Source organism: Sphingomonas sp. Mn802worker, assembly GCF_000382485.1.
Taxonomy (GTDB): domain Bacteria; phylum Pseudomonadota; class Alphaproteobacteria; order Sphingomonadales; family Sphingomonadaceae; genus Sphingomonas.
On record NZ_AORY01000012.1, the window covers coordinates 120,531 to 143,111 of the forward strand.

A 22,581-nucleotide genomic window follows, 5' to 3' on the forward strand; every position below is an offset into this window, starting at 1 on the left:
CAAACAGCGACGCGCCACTCGGGCGTGCGCAGCAGGAGAGTTGCGTGACCGACACCATCATCGATCGCCCGGCAGATGCCGTCGCAGCCGAACCGTTCGTCCGACCCGACGTACGCGCCTTCCTCGCCTATCTGAACAGCGTGCCTGGTCCAAAGATGCACGAACGGACGCCGGGCGAGGCGCGTGCCGTGTTCCACGCGATGAAGGACATCGCCGATCCGCCCGTCGGCGTGCTGGCGACGATCAAGGACCTGTCGATCCCGGTCGAGGGCGGCAGCATCGCCGCCCGTCTGTTCGACCCCCGTGAGACGCGTGCGCCGGGGCCGGTCGTCGTCTTCTTCCACGGCGGCGGCTTCGTCATCGGCAACATCGACACGCACGCGAGCTTCACCGCGGAAATGGCACGGCAGCTCGACCTGCCGGTCGTATCGGTCGACTATCGCCTTGCGCCCGAGGCGAAATGGCCGGCAGCGCCCGACGACTGCGAGGCGGCGGCGCGCTGGGTCGCGTCCAATCCGGCGGAACTCGGCCGCATTGCGACTGCCCTGGTGTTGTCAGGAGATAGCGCGGGTGGCACGTTGACGATCACCACCGCCATCGCGCTGCGCAACCATCCCGCCGACGTGCCGGTGATCGTACAGGCGCCGATCTACCCGGCAGCCGACATGATGAAGGAATATCCCTCCTTCAACGACTTCGCCGACGGTTTCCTGCTGACCCGCGACGGCATGATGTGGTTCGGCGAGCATTACGCGCCGCAAGCCGATCACGTCAAAGCCTCGCCGATGAGCGGGTCGCTCGCCGGTTTGCCGCCCGCCGTGATCGTCACCGCCAGCCTCGATCCGATCCGCGATCAAGGACGCGCCTATGCCGCCGCGCTGATCCAGGCGGGCGTTCCCGTCACCTTCCGCGAGGCGCGTGGCAACATCCACGGGTTCGTCACGCTGCGACAGGCGGTGCCTTCAAGCGCGACCGACGTGGCCGGCTATCTGGCAGCGGTAAAGAGCGCGGTCGCCGAGGCGGAGGCGCAACGCTCGGCACAGCCGAAGAGCTGAACCGATGGCCGCGCCGTCGCACTGGCGGTAGAGTTGATGCGGAACGGCTGTTAGGGAAGCTGTCATGACCGATCCCTCCACGCTCCCCTATCGTCCGTGCGCCGGCGTCATGCTGATGAACCGCGACGGCCGTGTCTTCGTCGGCCAGCGGATCGACAGCACGCTGGAGGCTTGGCAGATGCCGCAGGGCGGGATCGATCCGGGTGAGGACGCGCACACGGCTGCGATCCGCGAACTGGGCGAAGAAACCGGCGTCACCCCCGACAAGGTGTCGCTGGTCGCAGAGGCCCGTGACGAGCTGTTCTACGACCTGCCACCCGAGCTGGTCGGCAAGGTGTGGAAGGGGAAGTACCGCGGACAGCGCCAGCGCTGGTTCCTGTTCCGCTTCGAAGGCGAGGACAGCGACATCCGCATCGATACCGCGCATCCCGAGTTTCGCGCCTGGCGCTGGGCCGAGCCCGCTGACCTGCCGCAGCTGATCGTTCCGTTCAAGCGCGCGCTCTACGAGCAGGTGCTCGCCGCCTTCGCCGATCATCTGAACTGACGGGCGGTTCGTCGACACGCGCGGACGCGTGGCGTTCAAGCCACCGCGCTTTTTGGTTAAAGTCACCTACCCGATGATCGTCGCCCTGCTCCTCTCGATCGCCGCCGCCGACGCGCCCGACCCGCTGGCTATTCCGCCGACGATCCGCGCGATGCTCGACGCTGCCATGGCGTCGGGCGACGAAAATGCGGTCAACACCATCGTCAAATACGCTCGCGTCGCCGATCCGGCCTCGGGCGACGCATCGCTCAAGCTGGCGAGCGAGTGGAAGGAGGTGCGCGCGCGCGAACGCAACGAACGGCTGCGCGAGGCCACCGCCTTCGAGCTCTGGACCGGGCGGATCGAGGCCGGCGGCTTCGCCTCGACCGGCAACACGCAGGTGACCGGGATCACCGGCACCGCCAACCTGCAACGCGAGAGCCTGAACTGGCGGCACAAGCTGCGCCTGCAGGCCGATTACCAGCGCAACGCCGGCGTCACCAGCCGCGAGCATTACCTCGCCGCCTATGAGCCCAACTACAAGATCGACGATCGGCTTTACCTGTACGGCAGCGCGCAGTTCGAAGCCGACCGCTTCTTCGGCTATAACCAGCGCTACTCGGCCTCGTCAGGTGCGGGCTACAACGCGCTGCGTTCTTCAGCGTTGACGCTCGACATCGAACTCGGGCCGGCGTTCCGCTACACCGACTTCACCGATGGTCGCCTGCAAAGTAGCCCCGCGCTGCGCGGCAGCATGGACCTCAACTGGAAGCTTTCGTCGGGCGTCACGGTCAAGCAGAATGCGTCCGCCTATGCCGAGCGGTTCAACAGCACGGTCAGCAGCAACACCGCGCTTGCTGCCAAGCTGATCGGGCCGCTGTCGGCGCAATTCTCCTACATGGTCCAGTACGAAAGCGCACCGCCCGAAGGCCGCGTCTCAACCGACACCACCAGTCGCGCATCGCTGGTCTACAGCTTCTAGCCGGGTAGGCCGCGACGCGAAGGTCGCAATTGTAACTTGATCGCGCTACGCTCCCGCTCGTGACGGAAAGCAACAAAACGGATCGCGCGTTGATCGATCGGCTGGATGCTACAGCGATGCTCGCGCGAACCTGCGCGTGGAGCGAGATCAACAGCGGAACGCGTAACCTGTCCGGGCTTGCGACGATCGCCGGCCTGCTCGCGGATGCTTTCTCGGTCTTGCCGGGATCGCTCTCGTTGGTCGACGGCGACGAGGCGGAGAATGTCGGCATAGACGGCGGCGTGACCCGACTGGCGCACGGACAGCATCTTCGCCTCACCGTGCGGCCCGAGGCACCGGTGCAGATGCTCTTAACCGGCCACATGGACACCGTCTATCCGGCCGGCCACGCCTTTCAATCGCTGACGTGGCGCGACGCCAACACGCTCAACGGGCCCGGCGTCGCCGACATGAAGGGCGGTCTGTCGGTCATGCTCGAAGCGTTACGCGTTGTCGAAGACGCGGGCACCCCATCGCTCGGCTACGAGGTGATCATCAACTCCGACGAAGAGACGGGGTCCTTCTCCTCTGCGCGGCTGATCGCGGACGCAGCCCGGGGCAAGCATGCCGCGCTCACCTACGAGCCCGCGCTGCCCGATGGGACGCTGGCGGGCGCGCGTGGCGGCACCGGCAATTTCTCGATCCTCGTACGTGGGTGTGCGGCGCATGCCGGGCGTAACCCGGAGGATGGCCGCAACGCCATCGTTGCGGCGAGTGAGATCGCGCTGCGGCTGCACGAGGCACGCTCGCCGCGCCTTTCGGTCAATCCCGCACGCGTGGACGGCGGCGGCCCGAACAACGTCGTCCCCGACTTGGCCGTGCTGCGCGTCAACTTCAGGCCAGGCGACGCTGGCGAGATCGAGCGCGCACGTCGCCTGATCGCGGACGTGACCGCCGCCGCCGCGACGCGGCATGACGTCCATGTCGAGGTGCACGGCAGCTTCAACCGCCCGCCCAAGCCGATCGACCACGCCGCCGCGCGCCTGTTCGCGCTGGTGAAGGACGCAGGATTGACGCTCGACCTCAACGTCGCCTGGCGCGACACCGGGGGGGTGTGCGACGGCAACAACATCGCCGCGGCAGGTGTGCCGGTGGTCGACACGATGGGGGTACGCGGGGGCGCGATCCACTCGAGCGACGAATTTCTGCTGGTCGACAGCCTGACCGAGCGCGCCGCCTTGTCCGCGCTGACCATCAAACGCATTGCCGAGGGGGCTCTTCTTTGACGTTCGTTGTCCGTGCCGCGACCGAGGCCGACCTGCCGCATCTGTATGAGATGGCAAAACTGACCGGCGGCGGTTTCACCAACCTGCCGCCCGACCGCAAGGCATTGTCCGCGAAGCTCTCCCGCAGTCGTGAGGCGTTCGCGCGCGACGGTGGAGCGATGCTTGACGAACTGTTCGTGCTGGTGCTGGAAAACACCGCCACGAAGGAGGTGCGCGGCACCTGTCAGCTGTTCACGATGGTGGGGCAGCAGCATCCGTTCTACAGTTATCGCATCGGCACGCTGACGCAGCATAGCCGCGAACTCGACCGGACGTTTCGTGCCGAGATGCTGACGCTCACCACCGATCTGGAAGGGTCCAGCGAGGTCGGCGGCCTGTTCCTGCACCCCGGCGAGCGTGCCGGCGGATTGGGCATGTTACTCGCCCGCGCGCGGTATCTGTTCATCGCCGCCCACCGCGCCCGCTTCGCGCCCCGCATCCTGGCGGAACTGCGCGGCATCATCGACGAAGCGGGCGGCTCGCCGTTTTGGGACGGTCTCGCCGGGCGCTTCTTTGGGATGAATTTTCAGGCCGCGGACGAGTTCAACGCGATCAACGGCCATCAATTCATCGCCGATCTGATGCCCAAACATCCGGTCTACACCGCGATGCTGTCGGAGCACGCACGCGCCGCGATCGGCCTGCCGCACCCAAGCGGACGCGCCGCGATGCGGATGCTCGAGAACGAGGGTTTCGCGTTCGAGAATTATGTCGACATCTTCGATGGCGGCCCGACGATGACCGCGCGGACCGATGCGGTGCGCAGCATTCGTGACGCTCAGGAAACTCGGGTGGCGGCGATCGACGGAGACGGCGGCGAGCAGGCGTTGGTCGCGACCGGACGGCTGGCCGATTTCCGCTGCGCCTACGGGGCGGTGCGCGAATGCGGCGACGGCGTGGTGCTGGCGCGATCATGTGCCGACGTGCTCGGGATCGCGGAAGATGCGACGATCAGCCACGTCGGACGGTTGTGACAATGCTGCACGAGATCAACTTCGACGGCATCATTGGCCCGACGCACAATTACGCCGGGTTGAGCCCGGGCAACCTCGCCGCCACCAGCAACGCCGGTGCGGTCGCGCATCCACGCGCCGCGGCGTTGCAAGGCATTGCCAAGATGCGTGCGAATCTGTCGCTTGGTCTGACGCAGGGCGTGTTGCTGCCGCATCGCCGGCCGGATCATCGCTGGCTCGCCTCGCTCCACACCGACTATACCGCAGCCGAGCCGCACCTGAAGGCGCGCGCGCTGTCGGCGTCATCAATGTGGGCGGCGAACGCCGCAACCGTGTCGCCCGCGCCCGATTGCGCCGATGGACGCTGTCACCTGAGCGTCGCCAACCTCGTCACCATGCCGCATCGCAGCCACGAATGGCCCGAAACGCTGGCGCAACTGCGCCTCGCCTTTGCGCACGATGCCTTTCGGGTCCACGCACCCGTGCCGTCACCATTCGGTGACGAGGGCGCTGCCAACCACATGCGCCTGTGCGCGTCGCATGGCGCTGCCGGGGTGGAGATCTTCGTCTACGGCGTCTCGGGCGGGCCCTTCCCTGCCCGTCAGCATCTCGAGGCAAGCCGCGCGGTCGCGCGTGGTCACGCGCTCGATCCAGCGCGCACGTTGTTCGTCGAGCAGTCGCGCGAGGCGATCGCCGCTGGCGCGTTTCACAACGACGTCGTCGCGGTCGCGAACGAACGCACCCTCTTCGCGCACGAACAGGCGTTCGCGGACCCTGACGGCTTCTACACGCAATTGCGCGCGATGATACCCGAGGTCGAAATCGTCGAGGTACCCGCGTCGGCGGTCAGCCTGTCCGATGCAATCGGCTCCTACCTGTTCAACGCGCAGCTAGTGAGCACACCCACGGGCGACCAGACTTTGATCGTGCCGCAGGAGGTGCGCGATCACTCGCGCACCTGGCAGTGGTTGCAGCAACATCTCGCGAGCAACGGTGCAATCCGCCGGGTCGAGGTTGTCGATGTGCGCGAATCGATGGCGAACGGCGGCGGCCCCGCCTGTCTTCGCCTCCGGGTCGTCTGCGATCCAACGACGATCGATCCACGCTTCCTCGTCGACGATGCGCGGCTCGACAGGATCGCCGACGTGGTGGCGCAGGATTGGCCAGAGACGATCGAGCCGGGGCAGATCGGCGACGCCGCCTTCATTCGGCAGAGCGAGCAGGCACGCGAAACGCTGCTGCGTGCGCTCGATCTTGTCGGGTTAATTGACAATTAACCTTTAACGATCCCGCCATAATGGCGGAAAACGGCGGCTGGCGCGGCTTTTGCGTAAACACAGGCATGTGGAGCCGCATCGCACGCCTGTTCGTCATCAAGACCAAGTTCGAGGCGTTCCTCGTCATCTATGGCCTCGGCACCGGTGCGGTCGAGCGCGGCATGCACTACCGTGCGCAATATCCCGGCACGCAGGGCTGGGTCTTGTTCGCCGCGTGCACGCTCGCCGTCTTCATGGCCGGCGCGAAGATCATCGAGGCAGTCGAGATCGGCATCAACGACTAGGCCATTGCAGCACGCAACCAGGCTCGACAAACACGAAAAAGCCGGGCCACTGCTGACCCGGCTTCGTCCATCCTGCGATGGTTTTTCCACCCACTCTTCGTTCGAAAGAGTGGCGCGCCCGGAACGATTCGAACGTCCGACCCTCAGATTCGTAGTCTGATGCTCTATCCAGCTGAGCTACGGGCGCCCTGTGGAGGCGCGCTGATACGAGGGCTTTTCTGATCGCGCAAGTGCGTTGCGCGCTTTTCGCAAAGAATTTATCGCAGGCCACATGCCGCATCGCTCCAACCGTCTGCTCCCGCTGCTCTGTGCGGCGCTCGTTCCTCTTGCGGGCTGCGCCGTGCCTGAGGGTCCCTACCCGTCGCTCGCCCCTCGGCCGGTGGAGAAGCTTGGGTTCGCCGAGCCGGCGCCGCCTGCTCCCGCGCCTGTGCGACCCGACCCGGCGCTCGATGCCCGTCTCGCCGACAATGCGCGCGAGCGAGCAGCCGCCGTCGCTGCGTTCGACATCGGTGCGAGCCGGGCCGAGCGACTGGCCCGCGCCGCGCGCGGCGCAAAGGCCGGTAGCGAGCCCTGGCTCGACGCGCAGACTGCACTGGCCGAGCTGGACACCTTGCGTGCCCGTCATCAGGACGCGCTGAGTGTGCTGGAAGATATGGCATCAATGCGCGCGCAGGCGCTGGAACCTGCCTATCCGGCGTTAGAGGCCGCATTGAAGACGGCGCGCGACACCAGCACCGCGCAAACGCGCCGGATCGACGCGATTGCGGGAAGCCTCGCGTCCGCCTGATCGATCAAAGGCGGAGCAGCGGCAGGATCGACCCGTAATCGTCCGTCCACGCCGCGAAGCCCACACGTGGACGAAGTGCCCGCCAGTGCGCATCGCGGCGCGTGACCGCCTCATAGACCGACCGATCGCGCGTCAGCATAACCCAGGAGGACTTGGTGGCATCCTCCTCGAACGGATCGGGCGTGTGGTTCAGCACCGCGGCATGCCAGCCGCCTGCCTTTGCCGCTGCCGCCACGACGGGCGCGAGATTGAGGTAGCGGTTGGAGACGTGCACCACGAGCACGCCGCGTGGGCTCAGCACGCGACCGTAGCCCGCGAACGCTTCCAGCGTCAGCAGGTGCATCGGCACGGCATCCGAGGAGAAGGCGTCGAGTGCGAGGATGTCGAGCGTGTTACTACGCTCGCGCGACAGGCTGAGACGCGCGTCGCCGACGACGATCTGCGCGTCGGGTGAGCAACGCCGCAGAAAGGTGAAATGACCGGTGCGCGCGATCTGCACCATCGTCGGATCGATTTCGTAGAAGCGCCAGCGCTGGCCCGGCCGATGATAACAGGCAAGCGTTCCCGCACCCAGGCCAACAACCCCGATGCGTGCCGTGTCGCCGTATAGCGCCGGCGCCAGCGTCATCACCCTCCCGACCCCCGACGTAGGAACGTAATAGGTCGTGGGTGTGCGTTCACGCGTCGGACTGCCGACCAATTGCACGCCGTGAATGGTCGTGCCGTGCACCAGCTTTCGCTGTCGCGCACCCTCAGCCAGCGTGTAGACGCCGAAGTAACTCCGCACGCGCGCACCAGGATCGAGCGAGAGCACCAGCGAGCGCGTACCACCGAACAGCAGCAGCCCGCAGACGAGGACGCTCAGATAGGCGGCGCGGCGACCGACCGACAGGATGCCGAAGACGGTAACCGCGACAAACGACGCACCCAGCCATCGCCCTTCGACAGCACTGCCGAGATCACGCGCGCTGAGGATCAGCAGGACCAGCAATATGCCCGCCATCGCCGCGATCAGCATCAGGCGATAGGCACGCGTGAACCACAAGCGCGCAATCTGTTGCGCCAGAAACGACTGCGGCATCAACGCGCCGGTCGCAACGAGCAAAATCGGATATTCCCACGTCCAATCAAAGACGATCGGCGCGATCAATCCGGCGAACACGCCGCCGAGCGCACCGCCGGTCGACATCGCGAGATAGAAGCTCGTCAAATGCTCGGGCGCCGGACGCAGGCGATACAGCTTGGTATGCAGCGCGACAGACGCGACGAAGAGCACGGCCGCCGCGACGAACACCGCCAGCAACGATGTGTTCGTGAACCCGCCCATCAACATGCCGCCGAACACGACCAAAGTGATGGGCGCGTAGCGCGTGATCGCGTCGGCTGCGGTCCGGCGCGCCGCAAATGCGACCGAGAAGCTCAGCAGGTAGAGCGACAGCGGCACGACCCACAACAGCGGCAACGCGAGCAGATCGGTGCTGATGAAGGTGCTCGTCGCCAGCATCAGCCCCGACGGCACGAAGCCGAGCGTCATCCACGTCAGCCAAGACCGCGGGTCCGGCGCACGCGTCCGTCCGGCGACGGGTCTGTCCTCCTGCTCGCGTCGTTCCGGCAGCGCCCGTACGCAGATAAGGACAAGGCCTACGAGCAGAACATACCCCGCGCTCCACAGCCAGCGCTGCGCCGTGACGGGCAGCAGCGGCTCGACCACGAGAGGAAAGGCAAGCAGCCCCACGAAGCTGCCGATATTGGACGCGGCGTAAAGCGCGTACGGGTCCTGCTGCGGCTGCGACAGCGCGAACCAGCGCTGGATCAACGGCGCCTGCGCCGACACCGCGAAGAACAATGGCCCGATCGAGACGATGAACAGGTACGGCACCCAGAGCGCCGGCTCGGCACCTGCAGGCATCACGCGGTCGGCGAGCCCGATCGGCAGGAAGATCGCGGCGGCGACTAGCACGCCCAAGTGGATCAGCCCCTGCGCGCGTGCGCGAACGCGTCCGAGCAGGTGCGCATAGGCATATCCACCTAGCAACAGCGCCTGGTACACCAGCATCGCCGAGTTCCACACCGCCGACGCACCACCCAGTCGCGGCAGTGCGATCCGCGCGATCATCGGTTGCACCAGAAAGAGCAGGAACGATCCTGTCAGGATGGTGGCAACGAACAGCCATCGTGTCCCCCGCGCATCGTCGGCGATCATCGGCACCACTCTGGCTTGGCGCGCAACTGACACGCGTGGGATCGATCAGCGACAGCCATTCTCACCATGGTTCCAGCTAGCCCAGCGCGGGTTGCTGGCGATCCAGCACGTAGATGACTGCGGGCGCGAGTGGATCGTCGGATGCGAACCTGGGATGGACGAAGTCGAGCGCCGGCCGGTGCGTCATGCCAAGCCGCTCCATCATGCCACGGCTCTTTGCGTTGCGCTGCGCCGTGATCGCGACGATGCGCGGCGCGGCCGTGTTCGCCCAACCCCAGTCGAGCAGCGCAGCCATCGCCTCCAGCGCATAACCCCGCCGCCAGTGCGCGCGCGCGATCATCCAGCCGCATTCCAGTTCCCCCGCGACGGGCGTGTCGTCACCGGCGATCTTCAGCCCGCAAAATCCCACCACCGCATCATCAACCCGGCGCACGACCGCGCGATAACCAAGGTCTGGACCGTAGGAGGCGTGGCGCGCCAGCGCAGCATCGGTCTGCTCCGCGGTGTTTACCGGTCCGAGATCGGCCATCGCGACCGGGTCCGCCCACATCGCATGAATCGCGGCGCGGTCAGCGGGCTGCGGCGGTCGCAGGATCAGGCGCTCAGTGAGGATCATGCGGCTCGTCAGCGCGCCAGCAGACGCGCGGCGTGCAGCGCGTGATAGGTCAGCACGCCCGAGCAACCCGCACGCTTGAACGCCAGCAGCGTCTCCAGCACCATCGCGTCACGGTCCGCCGCGCCCGCCGCGACAGCCGCCTCGATCATCGCATATTCGCCCGACACCTGATAAGCGAACACGGGCACCGCGAACGCGTCCTTCACCTCGCGGACGATGTCGAGATACGGCAGCCCCGGCTTCACCATCACGCTGTCCGCGCCTTCCGACAGGTCGAGCGCGACCTCGCGCAATGCCTCCTCGCGGTTGGCCGGGTTCATCTGGTAGGTCGTCTTGTCGCCCTTCAACAATCCGCGGCTACCGACCGCATCGCGGAACGGGCCATAGAAAGCCGAGGCGTATTTGGCGGCATAGGCCATGATCTGGACGTTGACGTGCCCCGCCTCCTCCAGCGCCTCGCGGATCAGCCCGACGCGGCCGTCCATCATGTCCGACGGCGCGATGATATCCGCGCCCGCCTCGGCCTGGTTGAGCGACTGACCGATCAGCAACTCGATCGTGCGGTCGTTCAGCACATATCCGGCATCGTCGACGATCCCGTCATGACCGTGCGCGGTGTAGGGATCGAGCGCGACGTCGGTCAGCACGCCGATATCGGGAACCGTCCGCTTGATCGCGCGGATCGCACGACACATCAGATTGTCGGGATTGAGCGCCTCGGCCCCGTCGTCGCTGCGCCGCTCCTTTTGCGTGTTGGGAAACAATGCCAGGCAGGTGATGCCGAGATCGCGTGCTTCCTTCGCCCGCGCAACGACCTGATCTACCGACCAGCGCGAGACCCCGGGCAACGTCGAGATCGGGTCCTCGACCGCGTCCCCGTCGGTCACGAACAGGGGCCAGATCAGGTCGGCCGCGGTCAGCACGTTCTCGGCGTGAAGTCGGCGGCTCCAACCGGTGGCACGGGTACGACGCAGGCGGAGCGCTGGGTAAGGAGCATGCATCGTCGCCATGTCGGCGATGCGCGCGGCGGGTGCAAGTATTTGACCTTGCCCGAGCGTTACGGAAGCGAAACCCACCCTGACGCGTTCGACACGGTATGACACAAAAGCGCATCACGTCCGCTGCCCTGATCGTGAACGCGAAATCGCGCCGGGGCCAGAAACTGTTTGCGCAAGCGTGCGAGGCGATGCGCGCCTTGCCCTTCCCGGTCGATGCACATGCGGTCGAGGACCCGGAAGATCTCGAAGCGACCGTTCACCGCGCATTGGCGAAAAAGCCCGACCTCGTGGTGCTGGGCGGCGGCGACGGCACGATCAGCGGGCTGGTCGACCTGCTGGTCGGCCAGGACGTGATCCTGGGTGTTCTGCCGCTCGGCACTGCCAACAGCTTCGCCCGCTCGCTCGGGCTCCCGCTCGACGTCGCGGGCGCGGTGCGCGTTTTTGGCGACGGTACCCCGCGCCGGATCGATCTTGGCATGATCGATGGTGATTATTACGCCAATTGCGCGGCGATGGGGATCAGCCCGCAGATCGCCGAAACCGTGCCGCACCTGCTCAAGCGCGTCGCCGGACGTGTCGGGTACCTCAGCTGGGCGACGCTGCAATTCTTTCGTTTCCACTCCTTCACGCTGATCATCGGCGAGGGTGCGGACGCAGCGCGGATCAAAGCGGTGGAGGTTCGTATCTCAAACGGTCCCTTCCACGGCGGCACCGATGTCGTCGAGGGGGCTGAGGTCGATTCGGGCGAGATCGTCGTGCAGGCGGTGAAAGGTCCGTTCAAGCGCAACCTGGTCAAGAACTGGGCCGCAGCATTCTTCGGTCACGAGGCGCGGCGCGAACACACCGTGTCCTTTACAGGCAAGAGCATCCGCATCGACACCGAACCGTCGGGCATGCCGATATCGATCGACGGCGAAGTGCTTGCGCACACGCCGGTTACGGCACGCATTGCGGCCGGCGCGATCGAGGTGATGGTGCCGCGCTGAGCCCGTTCGGGTCAGCTTGCAGGACGCATCACGCCACCGGGCTCGACATCGGCATGGCTGCGTTCTTCACAATGCTGCTCGGGCGCGAGTAGCGCACCCTTGCGCCAATCGCCGTGGCGATAATAAAGCGCTGCGAGCACTAACGTCGTCGCGGAACCGAGCGGAAAGCTCCACCACAAGGCGTCGACGCCAAGCGTCGGGCGCAACAGCACCGCGACACCCAGCCGCACCGGAAACATAGCGATGAACAGGATCGCGAGCGGTCCCCAAACCGCACCGTTCGCACGCACCACCCCAAACAGCACCATCGTCACGCCAAACAGCACGAAGCCCCAGGTCGAGACCAGGTTGACGTGCTCGGCAATCCCCAGCACCGACGAGTTTTCGGGCACGAACAGCGACAACAATGGCCGATCGAACAGCAACGCGACCACGATGATCGCGCCGGTGATCGCCAGATTGTAAAGCACGCCGCTTCGCGTGATCGCACCAACCCGGTCCCAACGTCCCGCGCCGATGTTCTGCGCCGCCATTGCGCTCACCGCCGCACCGATCGCCATCGCCGGCATCTGGATATAGGTCCACAGCTGCTGCGTGATGCCGTAGGCGGCCGTCGTGTCGACCCCGTTGCGATTGACCAGCCCGACCATCGCCAACCCGGCACTGGAGATCACGAGCATCTGTGCACCGATCGGCAGTCCCTTGCCGACGATCGTGCCGATTAGCCCGCGCTCGGGCAGGATGTAGCGGAGCTCGTCCCCGATCAGCCGCAACGGCAGACGACGTGCGTAGATGTAGCCGATCAGCACGACGCAGGCGACGACATTGGCAATTAGCGTCGCTGTCGCCGACCCTGCGATGCCAAGCTTGGGCGCGGGCCCAAGCCCGAGGATGAAGACCGGATTAAGTCCAGCGTCGAGCATCACCGACAATCCCATGAACCACAATGGCGTCAGAGAATCGCCGATGCCGCGCAGCCCCATGAACATCAGGACGAGGAGCATCGACGCTGGTAGTCCAAGGAAGATCACGCGCAAGTAAGCCAGCGCCTCGCCGTACGCGTCGCCGGGTGTCGCCAGCAGCGTCAGTATCTGCGGCGCGAAGATCCAGCCGAGCGCGCCCGTCACGACCGAACCGGCAAGCACCAGCCCGATCGCGGAGCCGAACGCGCGCCTTGCTGCATCGTGGTCGCGCCGCCCCCATGCCTGACCGACGATGATCGTCGCTGCCATGCCGAAGCCGAACACCATGCCGAACATCAGGAACATGATGATGTTGGCGTTGCTGGTCGCGGCGAGCGCATTCTCACCTAGGAAGCGCCCAACCCAGATCGTGTTGATCGATCCATTCAGCGACTGCAGCACGTTGGAGCCGAGCGTCGGCAATGCAAAGGCGAGCAGCGTCGCGCCGATCGGCCCGCGCGTCAGGTCGCGTTGCGTCCCGTGAATGGCTGAGGGAGAGGCTTCGTCCATGTCGCTGCCCTACCCTTGCCGACCCGATCCGTTCCGCACGGTGGCGCGAATATGCGTCAGCGTCCAGCCACTGCTTGGAAGCGTCACCCAGTCGCGCTAGCGTGTTCGCGAAGGGGACACGATATGCCGTTTGCCGCATCCTGGTTGACGATGCTCTTGCTGCTACAAAGCGGTAGCGGTGCTCCGCCAACGCCGCAGATCAGCGTCACCGGCAGCGGCAGTGTGTTTACTCCGCCCGATCTCGCGGTCGTCAGTTGGACCGTTCATGGCGAAGGACCGACCTCCGACGCCGCATTGACGCAGCTCAATGCCACACGCCGCGCGGTCGATGGCGGCGTGCGCTCGCTTACCGACGCGGTTCCGAAAGGCGGCAACGTCTCGATCCGCGCCGTTCGCGCGCGTGAATGCAACGACAACGATTACGATCCCCCGCGCCTCGACACCGGCGCGTGCGTCATCATCGGTTATGTCGCCGATCTGTCTTTGGAGTTGCGGACCGAGCAAGTCGCAAAGGTCGGGACGATCACGGGGTTGGTCGGTCGACTGGGTGCGCGCAACCCGCGTGTTTCATCGTTCCTGCTCGCCGACCCACGCGCGGCGCAGCGGCGAGCGATGGCAGCGGCGCTGACGGACGCGCGTACCCGCGCGGAGGCGATCGCGCAGGGCGCGCAGGTGAGACTCGGCGCGATCCTCTACGCCTCCGACAGCGGCGATCGTGACACGCCGGACGAGATCATGGTGACGGGGTCGCGATTGGCAGCTCCTGCACCCCCGCCGCCGCCCCCGCCGCCGATCGACGTCGCGGTCGCGCCGCGCCCGATCGAGACGCAGGCGAGTGCGCGCGTAACGTACCAGATCATCCCGTGAGCCTTAAGTGGCGGGGTGCCGGAGCGCCCCGCCATCAATATCAACCAAGCCGGGCGAGCGCCGCCGCGAACCGCTCCGCATCGGCAGACTTCTCGGCGTGATCGGCCTTGGCCTTTTCGACCGCCTCCGGCTTGGCGCGTTCGACGAAGCTCGCATTTCCAAGCCGGCTGGCAAGCGCATCGCGCTCCTTCTCCGCCGCGACGAGCGACTTGGTCAGCCGCGCGCGCTCGGCGTCCAGGTCGATCACGCCTTCGAGCGCGAGCGCGAACGTCTCAGCCCCCCACAGGATCGGCGCACGCGCTCCCTCCGCCTCGCCCGCCGTCACCGCGACACGCGCCAGTCGCTCGACATAGGGCACGATCTCGACCGGCACCGTGCTCGTGCCGGTATGGAGCGCGATCCGCGTGCCCGGCGGCACGTTCAGCTCGGCACGCGCGGCGCGCACCGCCTCGATCAGCTCGATCAGCCCCGACACCTGCGCGCCCGCCGCTGGCTCGAGCGCACGCGCATCCGCCATCGGCCAGTGCGCGACGATCAACTCATGCTTGCGGGGCGCCAGCGCATGCCACAACTCCTCGGTGATGAACGGCATGAATGGGTGGAGCAGCACCAGGATCTGGTCGAGCACCCAGCCTGCGACCGCCTTGGTCTCGTCGTCGATCGCGCCCTTGATGAGCTCGAGGTACCAGTCGCAGAACCGGCTCCAGGTGAACTGGTAAATCGCGTTCGCCGCCGCGTCGAACCGATAGTCGGCCAGCGCCAGGTCGACCGCCTGCACGGTCGCGACCGCCTCCGCCACGATCCACTTGTTGACCGCATTGGTCGCGACCGGCGGGTCGAGCGTGGTCGAGCCGCCGATGCCGTTCCCTTGCGCGAAGCGGCTGGCGTTCCACAGCTTGGTCGCGAAGTTGCGATATCCCTCGACCCGCTTCTCATCCATCTTGATGTCGCGACCCTGGCTTTCCATCGCCGCCATGAAGAAGCGCAGCGCATCAGCGCCATATTTGTCGATCAGGCCGAGCGGATCGACCGTATTGCCCTTCGACTTCGACATCTTCGCGCCGTCCGCCGCACGGACGAGGCCGTGCAGGTAGAGCGTGCGGAACGGCACATCGCCCATGAAGTGCATTCCCTGCATCATCATGCGCGCATCCCAGAAGAACAGAATGTCGAAGCCTGAGATCAGCACGTCATTGGGATAGCGCCCGGCAAGCGTGCGATCCCCGCCCTCCGGCCATCCAAGCGTCGCAAACGGCCACAGCGCGGAGGAGAACCACGTGTCGAGCACGTCGGGGTCTTGGCGTAGCTCGACCCCTTCGCCAGCCTGTGCCTGTGCGTCTTCCTGCGTTTCGGCGACATAGACGTCGCCATCCTCAGCGAACCACGCCGGTATGCGATGCCCCCACCACAATTGCCGCGAGACGCACCACGGCTGGATGTTCTCCATCCAGTTGAAGAAGGTCTTCTCCCACGTCTTCGGCACGATCTTGATACGGCCATCACGCACCGCCTCTATCGCCGGCTGCGCCAGCGTCTTCGCGTCGACATACCATTGGTCGGTCAGCCACGGCTCGATCACCTGACCCGAGCGATCGCCGTAGGGCGTCTGGATCACGCGGTCCTCGACGCGTTCCAGATACTCCTGCGCCTGTAACGCCTCGACGATCTCGCGCCGCGCCTCGAACCGGTCCATGCCGAGCAGGTAATCAGGCACGAGGCCATCAGCGGTCTGGGTGATCCGCGCCTGCGCATCAAGCATGTTGAGCATGTCGCGCGCCTCGATGCCGGCCCTGCGGCCGACCTCGAAATCGTTGAAGTCGTGGCCGGGCGTGATCTTCACCGCGCCCGATCCCAGCGCTGGGTCGGCGTGCTCGTCGGCGATGATCGGAATCGTGCGCCCGGTGATCGGCAGGCGGACGAACTTGCCGATCTTGTCGCGGTAACGCTCGTCGTCGGGGTGAACCGCGACCGCCATGTCGGCGAGCATCGTCTCCGGCCGCGTCGTCGCGACCGAAATGAACCCCATCCCGTCCTCGAGAGGATAGCGCAGGTGCCAGAACTTGCCCTGCGTTTCGCGCGTCTCGACCTCAAGGTCGCTGATCGCGGTGCCGAGGCCGGGGTCCCAGTTGACCAGCCGCTTGTCGCGGTAGAGCAGCCCTTCGCGGTGGAGCTCGACAAAGACCTTGAGCACGGCCTTTGAGAAGCCCCCGTCCATCGTGAACCGCTCGTTGGCCCAGTCCATCGAGCAACCGAGCCGGCGCAGCTGCTGCGTGATCTGCCCGCCGCTCTCCGCCTTCCAGTTCCACACCCGCTCGACGAACTGCTCGCGCGACAGGTCGGTGCGCTTTTCGCCCGCCGCGTTCATCTGCCGCTCGACCACCATCTGCGTCGCGATACCGGCATGATCGGTGCCGACGACCCACAGCGCATCCTTCCCCTTCAACCGCGCGTGGCGGGCGAGAATGTCCTGTAACGTATTGTCGAGCGCGTGGCCGATGTGGAGCGAGCCGGTCACGTTGGGCGGCGGGTTGACGATCGTCCACGGCTCCACGTTCGGCCGCTCGGGCCGGAACAAGCCCTTCTCTTCCCAATGGCGGTACCAGCGGGTCTCGATCGCGGCGGGGTCGAAGGTCTTGGCCAACGTGTTCTGGGGAAGTTCGCTCATGCGACTGCCCTTAGCCAACCGACCCCGCCGAAGTCACGTTTCAGTTGCGGTGTTCAGCGCTGCGCGCCGCCCTTGGTCCAGCGGTTCATCCAGCCGAGCACCTCACCATACCATTGCCGCGAGTTCTTGGGCTTCAGCACCCAATGGTTCTCGTTCGGGAACACCAACAGCCGCGACGGGATGCCACGACGCTGTAGCGCGGTGAAGGCGGCAATCCCCTGCGTATAGGGGATGCGGAAATCCTTCTCGCCCGTGATGACAAGCTGCGGCGTCTTCCACTTGGCGACGTAGTTGACCGGGTTCCAACGCTCGAACGCCTGCGGATCCTCGTAATACGCCTTGCTGCCGTGTTCCCACTCGTCGAACCACAGCTCCTCGGTTTCGTACGCCATCGCGCGTGCGTCGAATACGCCATCGTGCTGCACGATGCACTTGAACCGGTCGGGCCAGCGTCCCTCGATCCAGTTCATCATGTAACCGCCGTAGGATGCGCCGAGCGCGCAGGCATTGTTCGCGTCGAGCCACGGGTATTTCGCGGTTGCAGCGGCGAGGCCCTTCTGCAGGTCTTCGAGCGGCCAGCCGCCCCAGTTGTTGCTGATCGCATCGGTGAATGCCTGACCGTACCCAGTAGAGCCGTGAAAATCGACCGCGACCAGGCCGTAGCCTGCGCCGGCGAATACCGCCGGATTCCAGCGGTAGGACCAGCTGTTGTTGCTCGACCCTTGCGGCCCGCCGTGCACCATGAACGCGACCGGCACCTTGCCGCTGCTCCCGGACGGCTTGACCGCATAGCCCCAGACGGTGTCGTTGTTCGCGCCCTTGAAGCTGAAGCGGTCGACGCTCGGCATGTCGATGCCGGCAAGTTTGGCCGCGTTTACCTGTGTCAGTCGCTGCGGCGTACCGCCTGCGATGCGATAGAAATCGTCCGGCGAGGTCAGGCTGTTCATCGACACGACCGCTCCGCCCGCTCCGACCGCCACCCCGGAAACGTTGCCCGCCTGCGTCAACCGCGTCACCTGCCCGCTCGCCGCGTCGACGCGCCACAGCGGGTTCTCCTGCGTGTCCTCCGCGGTCACGTACAGGCTACGCGAATCGGGCGCCCAGGCGATCGACCCGATCGAGCGATCCCAGCGTTCGGTCAGCGAGACGGTGTTGCCGGTGGTAAGGTCGCGGACCGTCAGCACGTAGCGATCGGCCTCGAACCCCGGACGCCGCATCGCGAGATAGGCGAGCTTGCGCCCATCGGGCGAGACGCTCGGCTGCGTGTCGGTAGCCTTGTTGGCGGCGGTCAGGTTGGTCGGTGCCGCAGAGCCGTCCGCGGGCGCGGAAAAGATGTCGAGGTTGGTCGACAAGGGTTCAATCCGCCCCGCCTCGCGCAGCGCGAAGTAGACGGTGCGACCGTCCGGGCTCCAGCTGACTTCCTCGCCGCCACCGAACGGCTTCGACGGCGTGTCGCCGACCAGAGCCCCTTCGATCGCGACGCCGTTGCCCGGCGCGCCTGCGCTCGTCAGCGGAAGCACGAACAGCTGCGAGCGCGTCCCATCCGCCCACGTGTCCCAGTGCCGCACGAACAACTGATCGTAGGTGCGGCCTGATCCGGCGAGCGGGTCCTTCTTGACCATCGGCAGCTCAAGGCTCGGCGCGCCCGGCTTCCGATCGGCCCAGACGACCAGGCGATCACCAGTCGGTGCTACCTTGAAGCCGTTGAAGCCGCCCTTGAAGTTGGTCAGCCGTCGCGGCGTGCCGCCCGTGACCGGGACCGACCAGATCGCATCGTCGGCAGAGAAATAGACCGTCGCGCCGACCATCTGCGGATCGTTCTCGTCGAGCTTAGGGTCCGCCGCAAGCTTCTCGGGCGCCGCACTCGCCCTTGATAGGTCAAGCCGCCACAGGTTGTAATGGCCCCGATCGGCCGCGACATCCGCCTCACGCTGCGCCCAGACGAGCCAGCGCCCATCTTTCGACATGGTCGGTGCGCCGACCCGCGACAGCGAGATTACGTCGTCGATCGTCAATTGTCGCGCGGCAGCAGGCGCGGCAGCGATCGACAGGGCGGCGGTGGTGGCGAACAGCGTCGCCGCAATGATGCTCTTCATGCGGCCGGTTAAGCAGATCGTCGCGCGCGAAACAATCGCGCGAACGGTGCCGGGCGTTACTGCTGCCCGGCGGTAATCTTGGCGATCTCGCGCGCGACCAGTTGCTCGACGATCGCGGGCAGGTTGCGGTCGAGCCAGCTGGACACCATCGGGCGCAGCATTTCGCGCACCAGCCCCTCCAGCGTGCCGTCGCTCTCAGGCTCGGGCTTCACCAGCAGCCGCGACAGCGAGTCGAGCGCGCCGCGGGTCGCCTCGACCGTGGCGGCGGAAACATGGGCGGCCGAAGCGTGGGCGGTGTGCGGCTCGTGATGATCGGGCATGGGCGCCTGCATCGCGGCGGCATGCGGAGCCGCGCTCTGCGTGCGCGTCGGAGCAGCGGCCGGGCGTGCGTCGAACGTCGGGGTTGCTGCCGCAGGCGGAGCCGGTGGCGAGATCGGGTCGCTCAATTCGAGCACCTCGTCTTCATCCTCTTCGTCGCGGCTCATAGGCAGCGGCGCCGCGCGACCCTGACCGTTGCGGCGTTGACGCGGCGTACCGGCGTCGCCCTCTTCCGCGATGATGCGCTTGATCGAGGAAAGAATGTCCTCCATCGAAGGCTCCGCGCTCATGTCGCCCATCGTAACCCCGTTTGCCCGCCCTTCGGCTCCCGTCAGGGACGCCGCGTGTCCGCACCTGTGGTTAACCGCGTGCTTCTGTCAACATCGCTCTGCAACATCGGCTCGAGCGGACGCGTGACGACCGCATTCTGTGCCGGCACCAACTTCGTTGACGAAGCCGCGGTCGTACCCGCGATATCGGTGTCGAAGTCCGATATGCTGCCGCGGTAACGCGCGTAATTGACGCTGGGATCGTAGAGCGGTCCGCCTTCGAGCCCGAGATCGCGCGCCTCGGCCTCGCCCATCGCGGCGAGCAACGCAAAGCCCGCAACATACGCGTCGCGCCGCGCAGTCACGAGCGTGACTTGGCTGTTGAGCAATTCCTGTTCGGCGTTCAGAATGTCGAGGATGGTGCGCGTCCCGACGCTGTTCTCCGCGCGGACACCCTCCAGGCTCAGCTTGTTCGCCGCGACCGCCGCCTCGGCCGATGCGATCACCTCTTGCGAGGAGCGCCATACCGCGTAAGCCGAGCGCGTCTGCGCGATCACCTGCCGCTCGGCGAGCGTCGCCTGCTCAATCGCCTGCGAGCGAAGCTCCTGCGCCTGCCGGATCAGCGCCGCCGGGCGACCCGCCTGAAACAGCGGCAGGCTAAGCGACAGTCCCGCCGCGGTCGAGGTGCCCGACTGCGTTCCTTGGTAGCCCTGCCCCGAGCCGAGCGTGCCGAGATAGTTGGAGTAGTTCTGCCCCACGGTCACGCCGACCTGCGGCAGACGGCTCGCCCGCGCGACCTTGATGTCGTAATCGGTCGCATCGCGGCTGCGTCGCGCCGCGAGCAGCTGCGGATTGTCACTCAACGCGACCTCCACCGCCGCATCGGGCGTCGCCGGCAGATGCGGCAGCACCGGAGGCGCGGCAAGCGTGCCGGGCGCTTCGCCGACCAGGCTAACATAGCTTTCCCGGCTGGTGATCAGATTCGCCTGCGCGGTTTGCAATTGCGCACGCGCGAGGCTGAGACGTGCCTCGGATTGCGCCACATCGGTCCGGGTCAGATCGCCGACCTCGAACCGGTCGCGGCTCGCGCGCAGGTTGGTTTCCAGCACGCGCACGTTCTGCGCGTTCAGCCCGACGATCGCTTCGTCGCGCAGCACGTTGTTGTACGCGCTGACCACCGCGGTGAACAGTTGAGCCTCGGTTTGGCGCAGCGTCGACTGCCCTGCCTCGACGCGGATTTCCGCCGCGCGTACCGAGTTGCGCACCGCACCGCCCTGGTACAGCGGCACGGTAACCCCGATCGTGCCGTTCAGCGATCGCTCCGGTGAGGTGAAGCTGTTGCCACCCCGAATAAAATTCTCGTTCAACCCGCCCGACGTCGCGACTGTCGGCCGGCCCGCCGCGCGCGCGAGCGGCACGTTTTGATCCGCCGCGCGCTGTCCGGCGCGCTGTCCCGTCAGCGTCGGGTTGGTCTGGTACGCCTTGAGCAGCGCGTCCTGCAGCGTCTCGGCCGACGCAGTGGCGACACTGGTGCCGGCAAGGATCGTCCCGAACAGGAGAAAGGAAGCGCGCAAGAAGTGATCCTTAAAAGGTGAAGGAACGCGGTTTCGCAAACCCGGGCAGGCGGACGCTGTCATAGTCGGCGAACGGCAGGAGACCGATCACGTCGGCATCACGCGCCCCGGCAGCCAAGCGCGACACGCCGCGATCGACCAGCCCGGTCACCACGCGCCCGCGCTCGACCAATTGGGTGTAAAGCGTGGCAGGCACAGCCTCGACCGCGCCGTCGATCACCAGCACGTCATAGGGGGCGTCTGACGGGTGGCCGTGCTCCAGCGCTCCCTCGACCACGGACACGTTGGCGAAAGCGCGCAGATTGTCACGCGCCGCCGCGGCGAGCGCGGCTGTGCTCTCCACTGCCACCACCTCTCGAGCGATCTGCGCGATGATTGCGGCGGTATAGCCGGTCCCTGCGCCAATCAGAAGCACACGGTCGTCGCTGCGCAGCCGCGCCTCCACCAGCAACCGCGCGGTGGCGAGCGGCGTATTCGCACGCCGGCCCTCGCCCAGGTCGATCGTCGTGTCGCGGTAAGCGAGTGCCTCCATGCCTGCGGGGACGAACCGCTCGCGCGGCGTCTCCGAGATTGCGGCGACGACACGCGTGTCGATCACGCCGCTGGGGCGCAGCTGGCTGGCCACCATCGCCATGCGCATGGCTTCGAATTGGTCGGAATGGAGCGTCGTCGCGGTCATTGCGGTTCCTGTGCCATGGCTGTCATAGTAAGACAACACACTTCTTCAGTGACGCTATGTATCGGACCATCGGCCGCTCGCCAACTCTTGCAAGGCTTGACACGCGAACGCTGCCCTGCGCATTGGCGCGCCTCTCCCGACGTCGAGGCCCGATGGCGGAGTGGTGACGCAGAGGACTGCAAATCCTTGCACCCGGGTTCGATTCCCGGTCGGGCCTCCAAACGCTAAGCGGCTGATTTTGCGCTGCTAATTGCCACAACCGTCGCGACCTCAGAAGCACTTGGCATAGTCGGCGTGTGTAATCCCAGTGTAACCGCGCCAGGAAGCACCGCGTCGAGAGCCGTGATTGATGCGTCCACGTGATCGAATTGCATGTGGACGTAGCGCAGCACCATCGCGAGTGTCTTATGCCCGCTGATCTTCTGGATCGTTGGCAAATCAACGCCGGCACGCACCAGTTTGGTGATCGCTGTGCGGCGCATGGTGTGTGGTGTCACCTTGTCGGGATCGAGCTGTGCCCGAACGACGGCGCGGGCGAATGGACGGGCCATATTTGTGCGGTGTCCCGCCTTCGACTGCTTCTCGTTCAAGGTCGGGAACACCCAGCCGTCACGCCTATCCTTGTTTTCCATTGCGCGCTGACACGATCCCGCACACGGAGGTGCAAGGCGTC

Annotated in this window: 20 protein-coding genes and 2 tRNA genes; 11 read left to right on the forward strand and 11 right to left on the reverse strand. The window is 66.1% G+C overall.

The window, feature by feature from the left end; translation table 11 throughout:
- Nucleotides 1-44 precede the first annotated feature (44 nt).
- The 7 genes from SMN802W_RS0110560 (at nt 45) to SMN802W_RS0110590 (ending at nt 6,378) form a co-directional block, all read left to right on the forward strand.
- Nucleotides 45-1,055, forward strand: coding sequence for an alpha/beta hydrolase (locus SMN802W_RS0110560; protein ID WP_019516876.1), 1,011 nt, complete (start codon nt 45-47; stop codon nt 1,053-1,055).
- Nucleotides 1,056-1,119: 64 nt separating this feature from the next.
- Nucleotides 1,120-1,599 (forward strand): RNA pyrophosphohydrolase, encoded by a 480-nt coding sequence (locus SMN802W_RS0110565; protein WP_019516877.1) that lies wholly within the window; start codon nt 1,120-1,122, stop codon nt 1,597-1,599.
- A gap of 73 nt (nt 1,600-1,672) precedes the next feature.
- The gene (locus tag SMN802W_RS0110570) at nt 1,673-2,560 is read left to right on the forward strand and encodes a DUF481 domain-containing protein (RefSeq protein WP_037523937.1); all 888 of its coding nucleotides are present in this window, start codon (nt 1,673-1,675) and stop codon (nt 2,558-2,560) included.
- 59 nt (nt 2,561-2,619) lie between these two features.
- On the forward strand, nt 2,620-3,825 hold the full coding sequence (locus SMN802W_RS0110575) for a hydrolase (protein ID WP_019516879.1): 1,206 nt from the start codon (nt 2,620-2,622) through the stop codon (nt 3,823-3,825).
- Nucleotides 3,822-4,838 (forward strand): arginine N-succinyltransferase, encoded by a 1,017-nt coding sequence (locus SMN802W_RS0110580; RefSeq protein WP_019516880.1) that lies wholly within the window; start codon nt 3,822-3,824, stop codon nt 4,836-4,838. The genes SMN802W_RS0110575 and SMN802W_RS0110580 overlap by 4 nt, the downstream gene beginning before the upstream one ends.
- A 2-nt stretch (nt 4,839-4,840) precedes the next feature.
- Complete coding sequence (locus SMN802W_RS0110585; RefSeq protein WP_019516881.1) at nt 4,841-6,094, forward strand: N-succinylarginine dihydrolase; 1,254 nt, start codon at nt 4,841-4,843, stop codon at nt 6,092-6,094.
- Nucleotides 6,095-6,159: 65 nt separating this feature from the next.
- A complete protein-coding gene (locus SMN802W_RS0110590; protein ID WP_026326010.1) occupies nt 6,160-6,378 on the forward strand; it encodes a hypothetical protein in 219 nt (72 codons plus the stop codon).
- A gap of 110 nt (nt 6,379-6,488) precedes the next feature.
- On the opposite strand, the gene SMN802W_RS0110595 is transcribed toward SMN802W_RS0110590, so the two are convergent.
- Nucleotides 6,489-6,565 (reverse strand) — tRNA-Arg (locus SMN802W_RS0110595).
- A gap of 84 nt (nt 6,566-6,649) precedes the next feature.
- On the opposite strand from SMN802W_RS0110595, the gene SMN802W_RS0110600 reads away from it, so the two are divergent.
- The gene (locus tag SMN802W_RS0110600; protein ID WP_156818831.1) at nt 6,650-7,165 is read left to right on the forward strand and encodes a hypothetical protein; all 516 of its coding nucleotides are present in this window, start codon (nt 6,650-6,652) and stop codon (nt 7,163-7,165) included.
- Nucleotides 7,166-7,169: 4 nt separating this feature from the next.
- Here SMN802W_RS0110600 and SMN802W_RS0110605 read toward each other — a convergent pair whose 3' ends face one another.
- From SMN802W_RS0110605 to hemB, 3 genes are all read right to left on the reverse strand, one after another.
- On the reverse strand, nt 7,170-9,368 hold the full coding sequence (locus SMN802W_RS0110605) for a fused MFS/spermidine synthase (protein ID WP_026326012.1): 2,199 nt from the start codon (nt 9,366-9,368) through the stop codon (nt 7,170-7,172).
- Nucleotides 9,369-9,444: 76 nt separating this feature from the next.
- Nucleotides 9,445-9,984 (reverse strand): GNAT family N-acetyltransferase, encoded by a 540-nt coding sequence (locus tag SMN802W_RS0110610; RefSeq protein WP_037523940.1) that lies wholly within the window; start codon nt 9,982-9,984, stop codon nt 9,445-9,447.
- An 8-nt stretch (nt 9,985-9,992) separates the two neighbouring features.
- Nucleotides 9,993-10,985 carry a porphobilinogen synthase gene (hemB, locus tag SMN802W_RS0110615; RefSeq protein WP_026326013.1) on the reverse strand — a complete coding sequence of 331 codons (993 nt, stop codon included), beginning with the start codon at nt 10,983-10,985 and terminating at the stop codon, nt 9,993-9,995.
- Between the two features lie 95 nt (nt 10,986-11,080).
- Here hemB and SMN802W_RS0110620 point away from each other — a divergent pair, with 95 nt between their 5' ends.
- Nucleotides 11,081-11,968: a diacylglycerol/lipid kinase family protein gene (locus SMN802W_RS0110620; protein ID WP_019516887.1), complete on the forward strand. Its 888-nt coding sequence runs from the start codon at nt 11,081-11,083 to the stop codon at nt 11,966-11,968.
- 11 nt (nt 11,969-11,979) lie between these two features.
- Here the strand turns inward: SMN802W_RS0110620 and SMN802W_RS0110625 are convergent, their stop codons facing one another.
- Nucleotides 11,980-13,440 (reverse strand): MATE family efflux transporter, encoded by a 1,461-nt coding sequence (locus tag SMN802W_RS0110625; protein ID WP_019516888.1) that lies wholly within the window; start codon nt 13,438-13,440, stop codon nt 11,980-11,982.
- 123 nt (nt 13,441-13,563) lie between these two features.
- Between SMN802W_RS0110625 and SMN802W_RS0110630 the strand changes: the two genes are divergently transcribed.
- Entirely contained in the window at nt 13,564-14,307 is a 744-nt protein-coding gene (locus tag SMN802W_RS0110630) for an SIMPL domain-containing protein (RefSeq protein WP_019516889.1), read from the forward strand.
- 40 nt (nt 14,308-14,347) lie between these two features.
- On the opposite strand, the gene SMN802W_RS0110635 is transcribed toward SMN802W_RS0110630, so the two are convergent.
- From SMN802W_RS0110635 to SMN802W_RS0110655, 5 genes are read right to left on the reverse strand one after another with little or no spacing between them, the layout of a single operon-like run.
- The gene (locus SMN802W_RS0110635) at nt 14,348-16,972 is read right to left on the reverse strand and encodes a valine--tRNA ligase (protein ID WP_019516890.1); all 2,625 of its coding nucleotides are present in this window, start codon (nt 16,970-16,972) and stop codon (nt 14,348-14,350) included.
- Between the two features lie 53 nt (nt 16,973-17,025).
- A complete protein-coding gene (locus SMN802W_RS0110640) occupies nt 17,026-19,068 on the reverse strand; it encodes a S9 family peptidase (RefSeq protein ID WP_019516891.1) in 2,043 nt (680 codons plus the stop codon).
- Between the two features lie 56 nt (nt 19,069-19,124).
- A complete protein-coding gene (locus SMN802W_RS0110645) occupies nt 19,125-19,676 on the reverse strand; it encodes a DUF2497 domain-containing protein (protein WP_083925717.1) in 552 nt (183 codons plus the stop codon).
- A 41-nt stretch (nt 19,677-19,717) separates the two neighbouring features.
- A complete protein-coding gene (locus tag SMN802W_RS0110650) occupies nt 19,718-21,229 on the reverse strand; it encodes a TolC family outer membrane protein (RefSeq protein ID WP_019516893.1) in 1,512 nt (503 codons plus the stop codon).
- Nucleotides 21,230-21,239: 10 nt separating this feature from the next.
- Nucleotides 21,240-21,908 (reverse strand): protein-L-isoaspartate O-methyltransferase family protein, encoded by a 669-nt coding sequence (locus SMN802W_RS0110655; RefSeq protein ID WP_019516894.1) that lies wholly within the window; start codon nt 21,906-21,908, stop codon nt 21,240-21,242.
- A gap of 146 nt (nt 21,909-22,054) precedes the next feature.
- Here SMN802W_RS0110655 and SMN802W_RS0110660 point away from each other — a divergent pair.
- Nucleotides 22,055-22,128 (forward strand) — tRNA-Cys (locus SMN802W_RS0110660).
- Nucleotides 22,129-22,132: 4 nt separating this feature from the next.
- On the opposite strand, the gene SMN802W_RS0110665 is transcribed toward SMN802W_RS0110660, so the two are convergent.
- Nucleotides 22,133-22,540, reverse strand: a complete 408-nt coding sequence (locus tag SMN802W_RS0110665; RefSeq protein WP_019516895.1) for a tyrosine-type recombinase/integrase — start codon at nt 22,538-22,540, stop codon at nt 22,133-22,135.
- Nucleotides 22,541-22,581 lie beyond the last annotated feature (41 nt).

Excerpts from the sequence above, each read along its gene's own strand:
- hemB (WP_026326013.1), bottom strand. The coding sequence starts at position 10,985 with ATGCATGCTCCTTACCCAGCGCTCCGCCTGCGTCGTACCCGTGCCACC.
- SMN802W_RS0110640 (WP_019516891.1), bottom strand. The coding sequence starts at position 19,068 with ATGAAGAGCATCATTGCGGCGACGCTGTTCGCCACCACCGCCGCCCTG.
- SMN802W_RS0110635 (WP_019516890.1), bottom strand. The coding sequence starts at position 16,972 with ATGAGCGAACTTCCCCAGAACACGTTGGCCAAGACCTTCGACCCCGCC.
- SMN802W_RS0110630 (WP_019516889.1), top strand. The coding sequence starts at position 13,564 with ATGCCGTTTGCCGCATCCTGGTTGACGATGCTCTTGCTGCTACAAAGC.
- SMN802W_RS0110655 (WP_019516894.1), bottom strand. The coding sequence starts at position 21,908 with ATGACCGCGACGACGCTCCATTCCGACCAATTCGAAGCCATGCGCATG.
- SMN802W_RS0110600 (WP_156818831.1), top strand. The coding sequence starts at position 6,650 with ATGCCGCATCGCTCCAACCGTCTGCTCCCGCTGCTCTGTGCGGCGCTC.
- SMN802W_RS0110570 (WP_037523937.1), top strand. The coding sequence starts at position 1,673 with ATGATCGTCGCCCTGCTCCTCTCGATCGCCGCCGCCGACGCGCCCGAC.
- SMN802W_RS0110585 (WP_019516881.1), top strand. The coding sequence starts at position 4,841 with ATGCTGCACGAGATCAACTTCGACGGCATCATTGGCCCGACGCACAAT.
- SMN802W_RS0110625 (WP_019516888.1), bottom strand. The coding sequence starts at position 13,440 with ATGGACGAAGCCTCTCCCTCAGCCATTCACGGGACGCAACGCGACCTG.
- SMN802W_RS0110610 (WP_037523940.1), bottom strand. The coding sequence starts at position 9,984 with ATGATCCTCACTGAGCGCCTGATCCTGCGACCGCCGCAGCCCGCTGAC.
- SMN802W_RS0110565 (WP_019516877.1), top strand. The coding sequence starts at position 1,120 with ATGACCGATCCCTCCACGCTCCCCTATCGTCCGTGCGCCGGCGTCATG.
- SMN802W_RS0110605 (WP_026326012.1), bottom strand. The coding sequence starts at position 9,368 with ATGATCGCCGACGATGCGCGGGGGACACGATGGCTGTTCGTTGCCACC.
- SMN802W_RS0110620 (WP_019516887.1), top strand. The coding sequence starts at position 11,081 with ATGACACAAAAGCGCATCACGTCCGCTGCCCTGATCGTGAACGCGAAA.
- SMN802W_RS0110645 (WP_083925717.1), bottom strand. The coding sequence starts at position 19,676 with ATGAGCGCGGAGCCTTCGATGGAGGACATTCTTTCCTCGATCAAGCGC.
- SMN802W_RS0110665 (WP_019516895.1), bottom strand. The coding sequence starts at position 22,540 with ATGGAAAACAAGGATAGGCGTGACGGCTGGGTGTTCCCGACCTTGAAC.
- SMN802W_RS0110590 (WP_026326010.1), top strand. The coding sequence starts at position 6,160 with ATGTGGAGCCGCATCGCACGCCTGTTCGTCATCAAGACCAAGTTCGAG.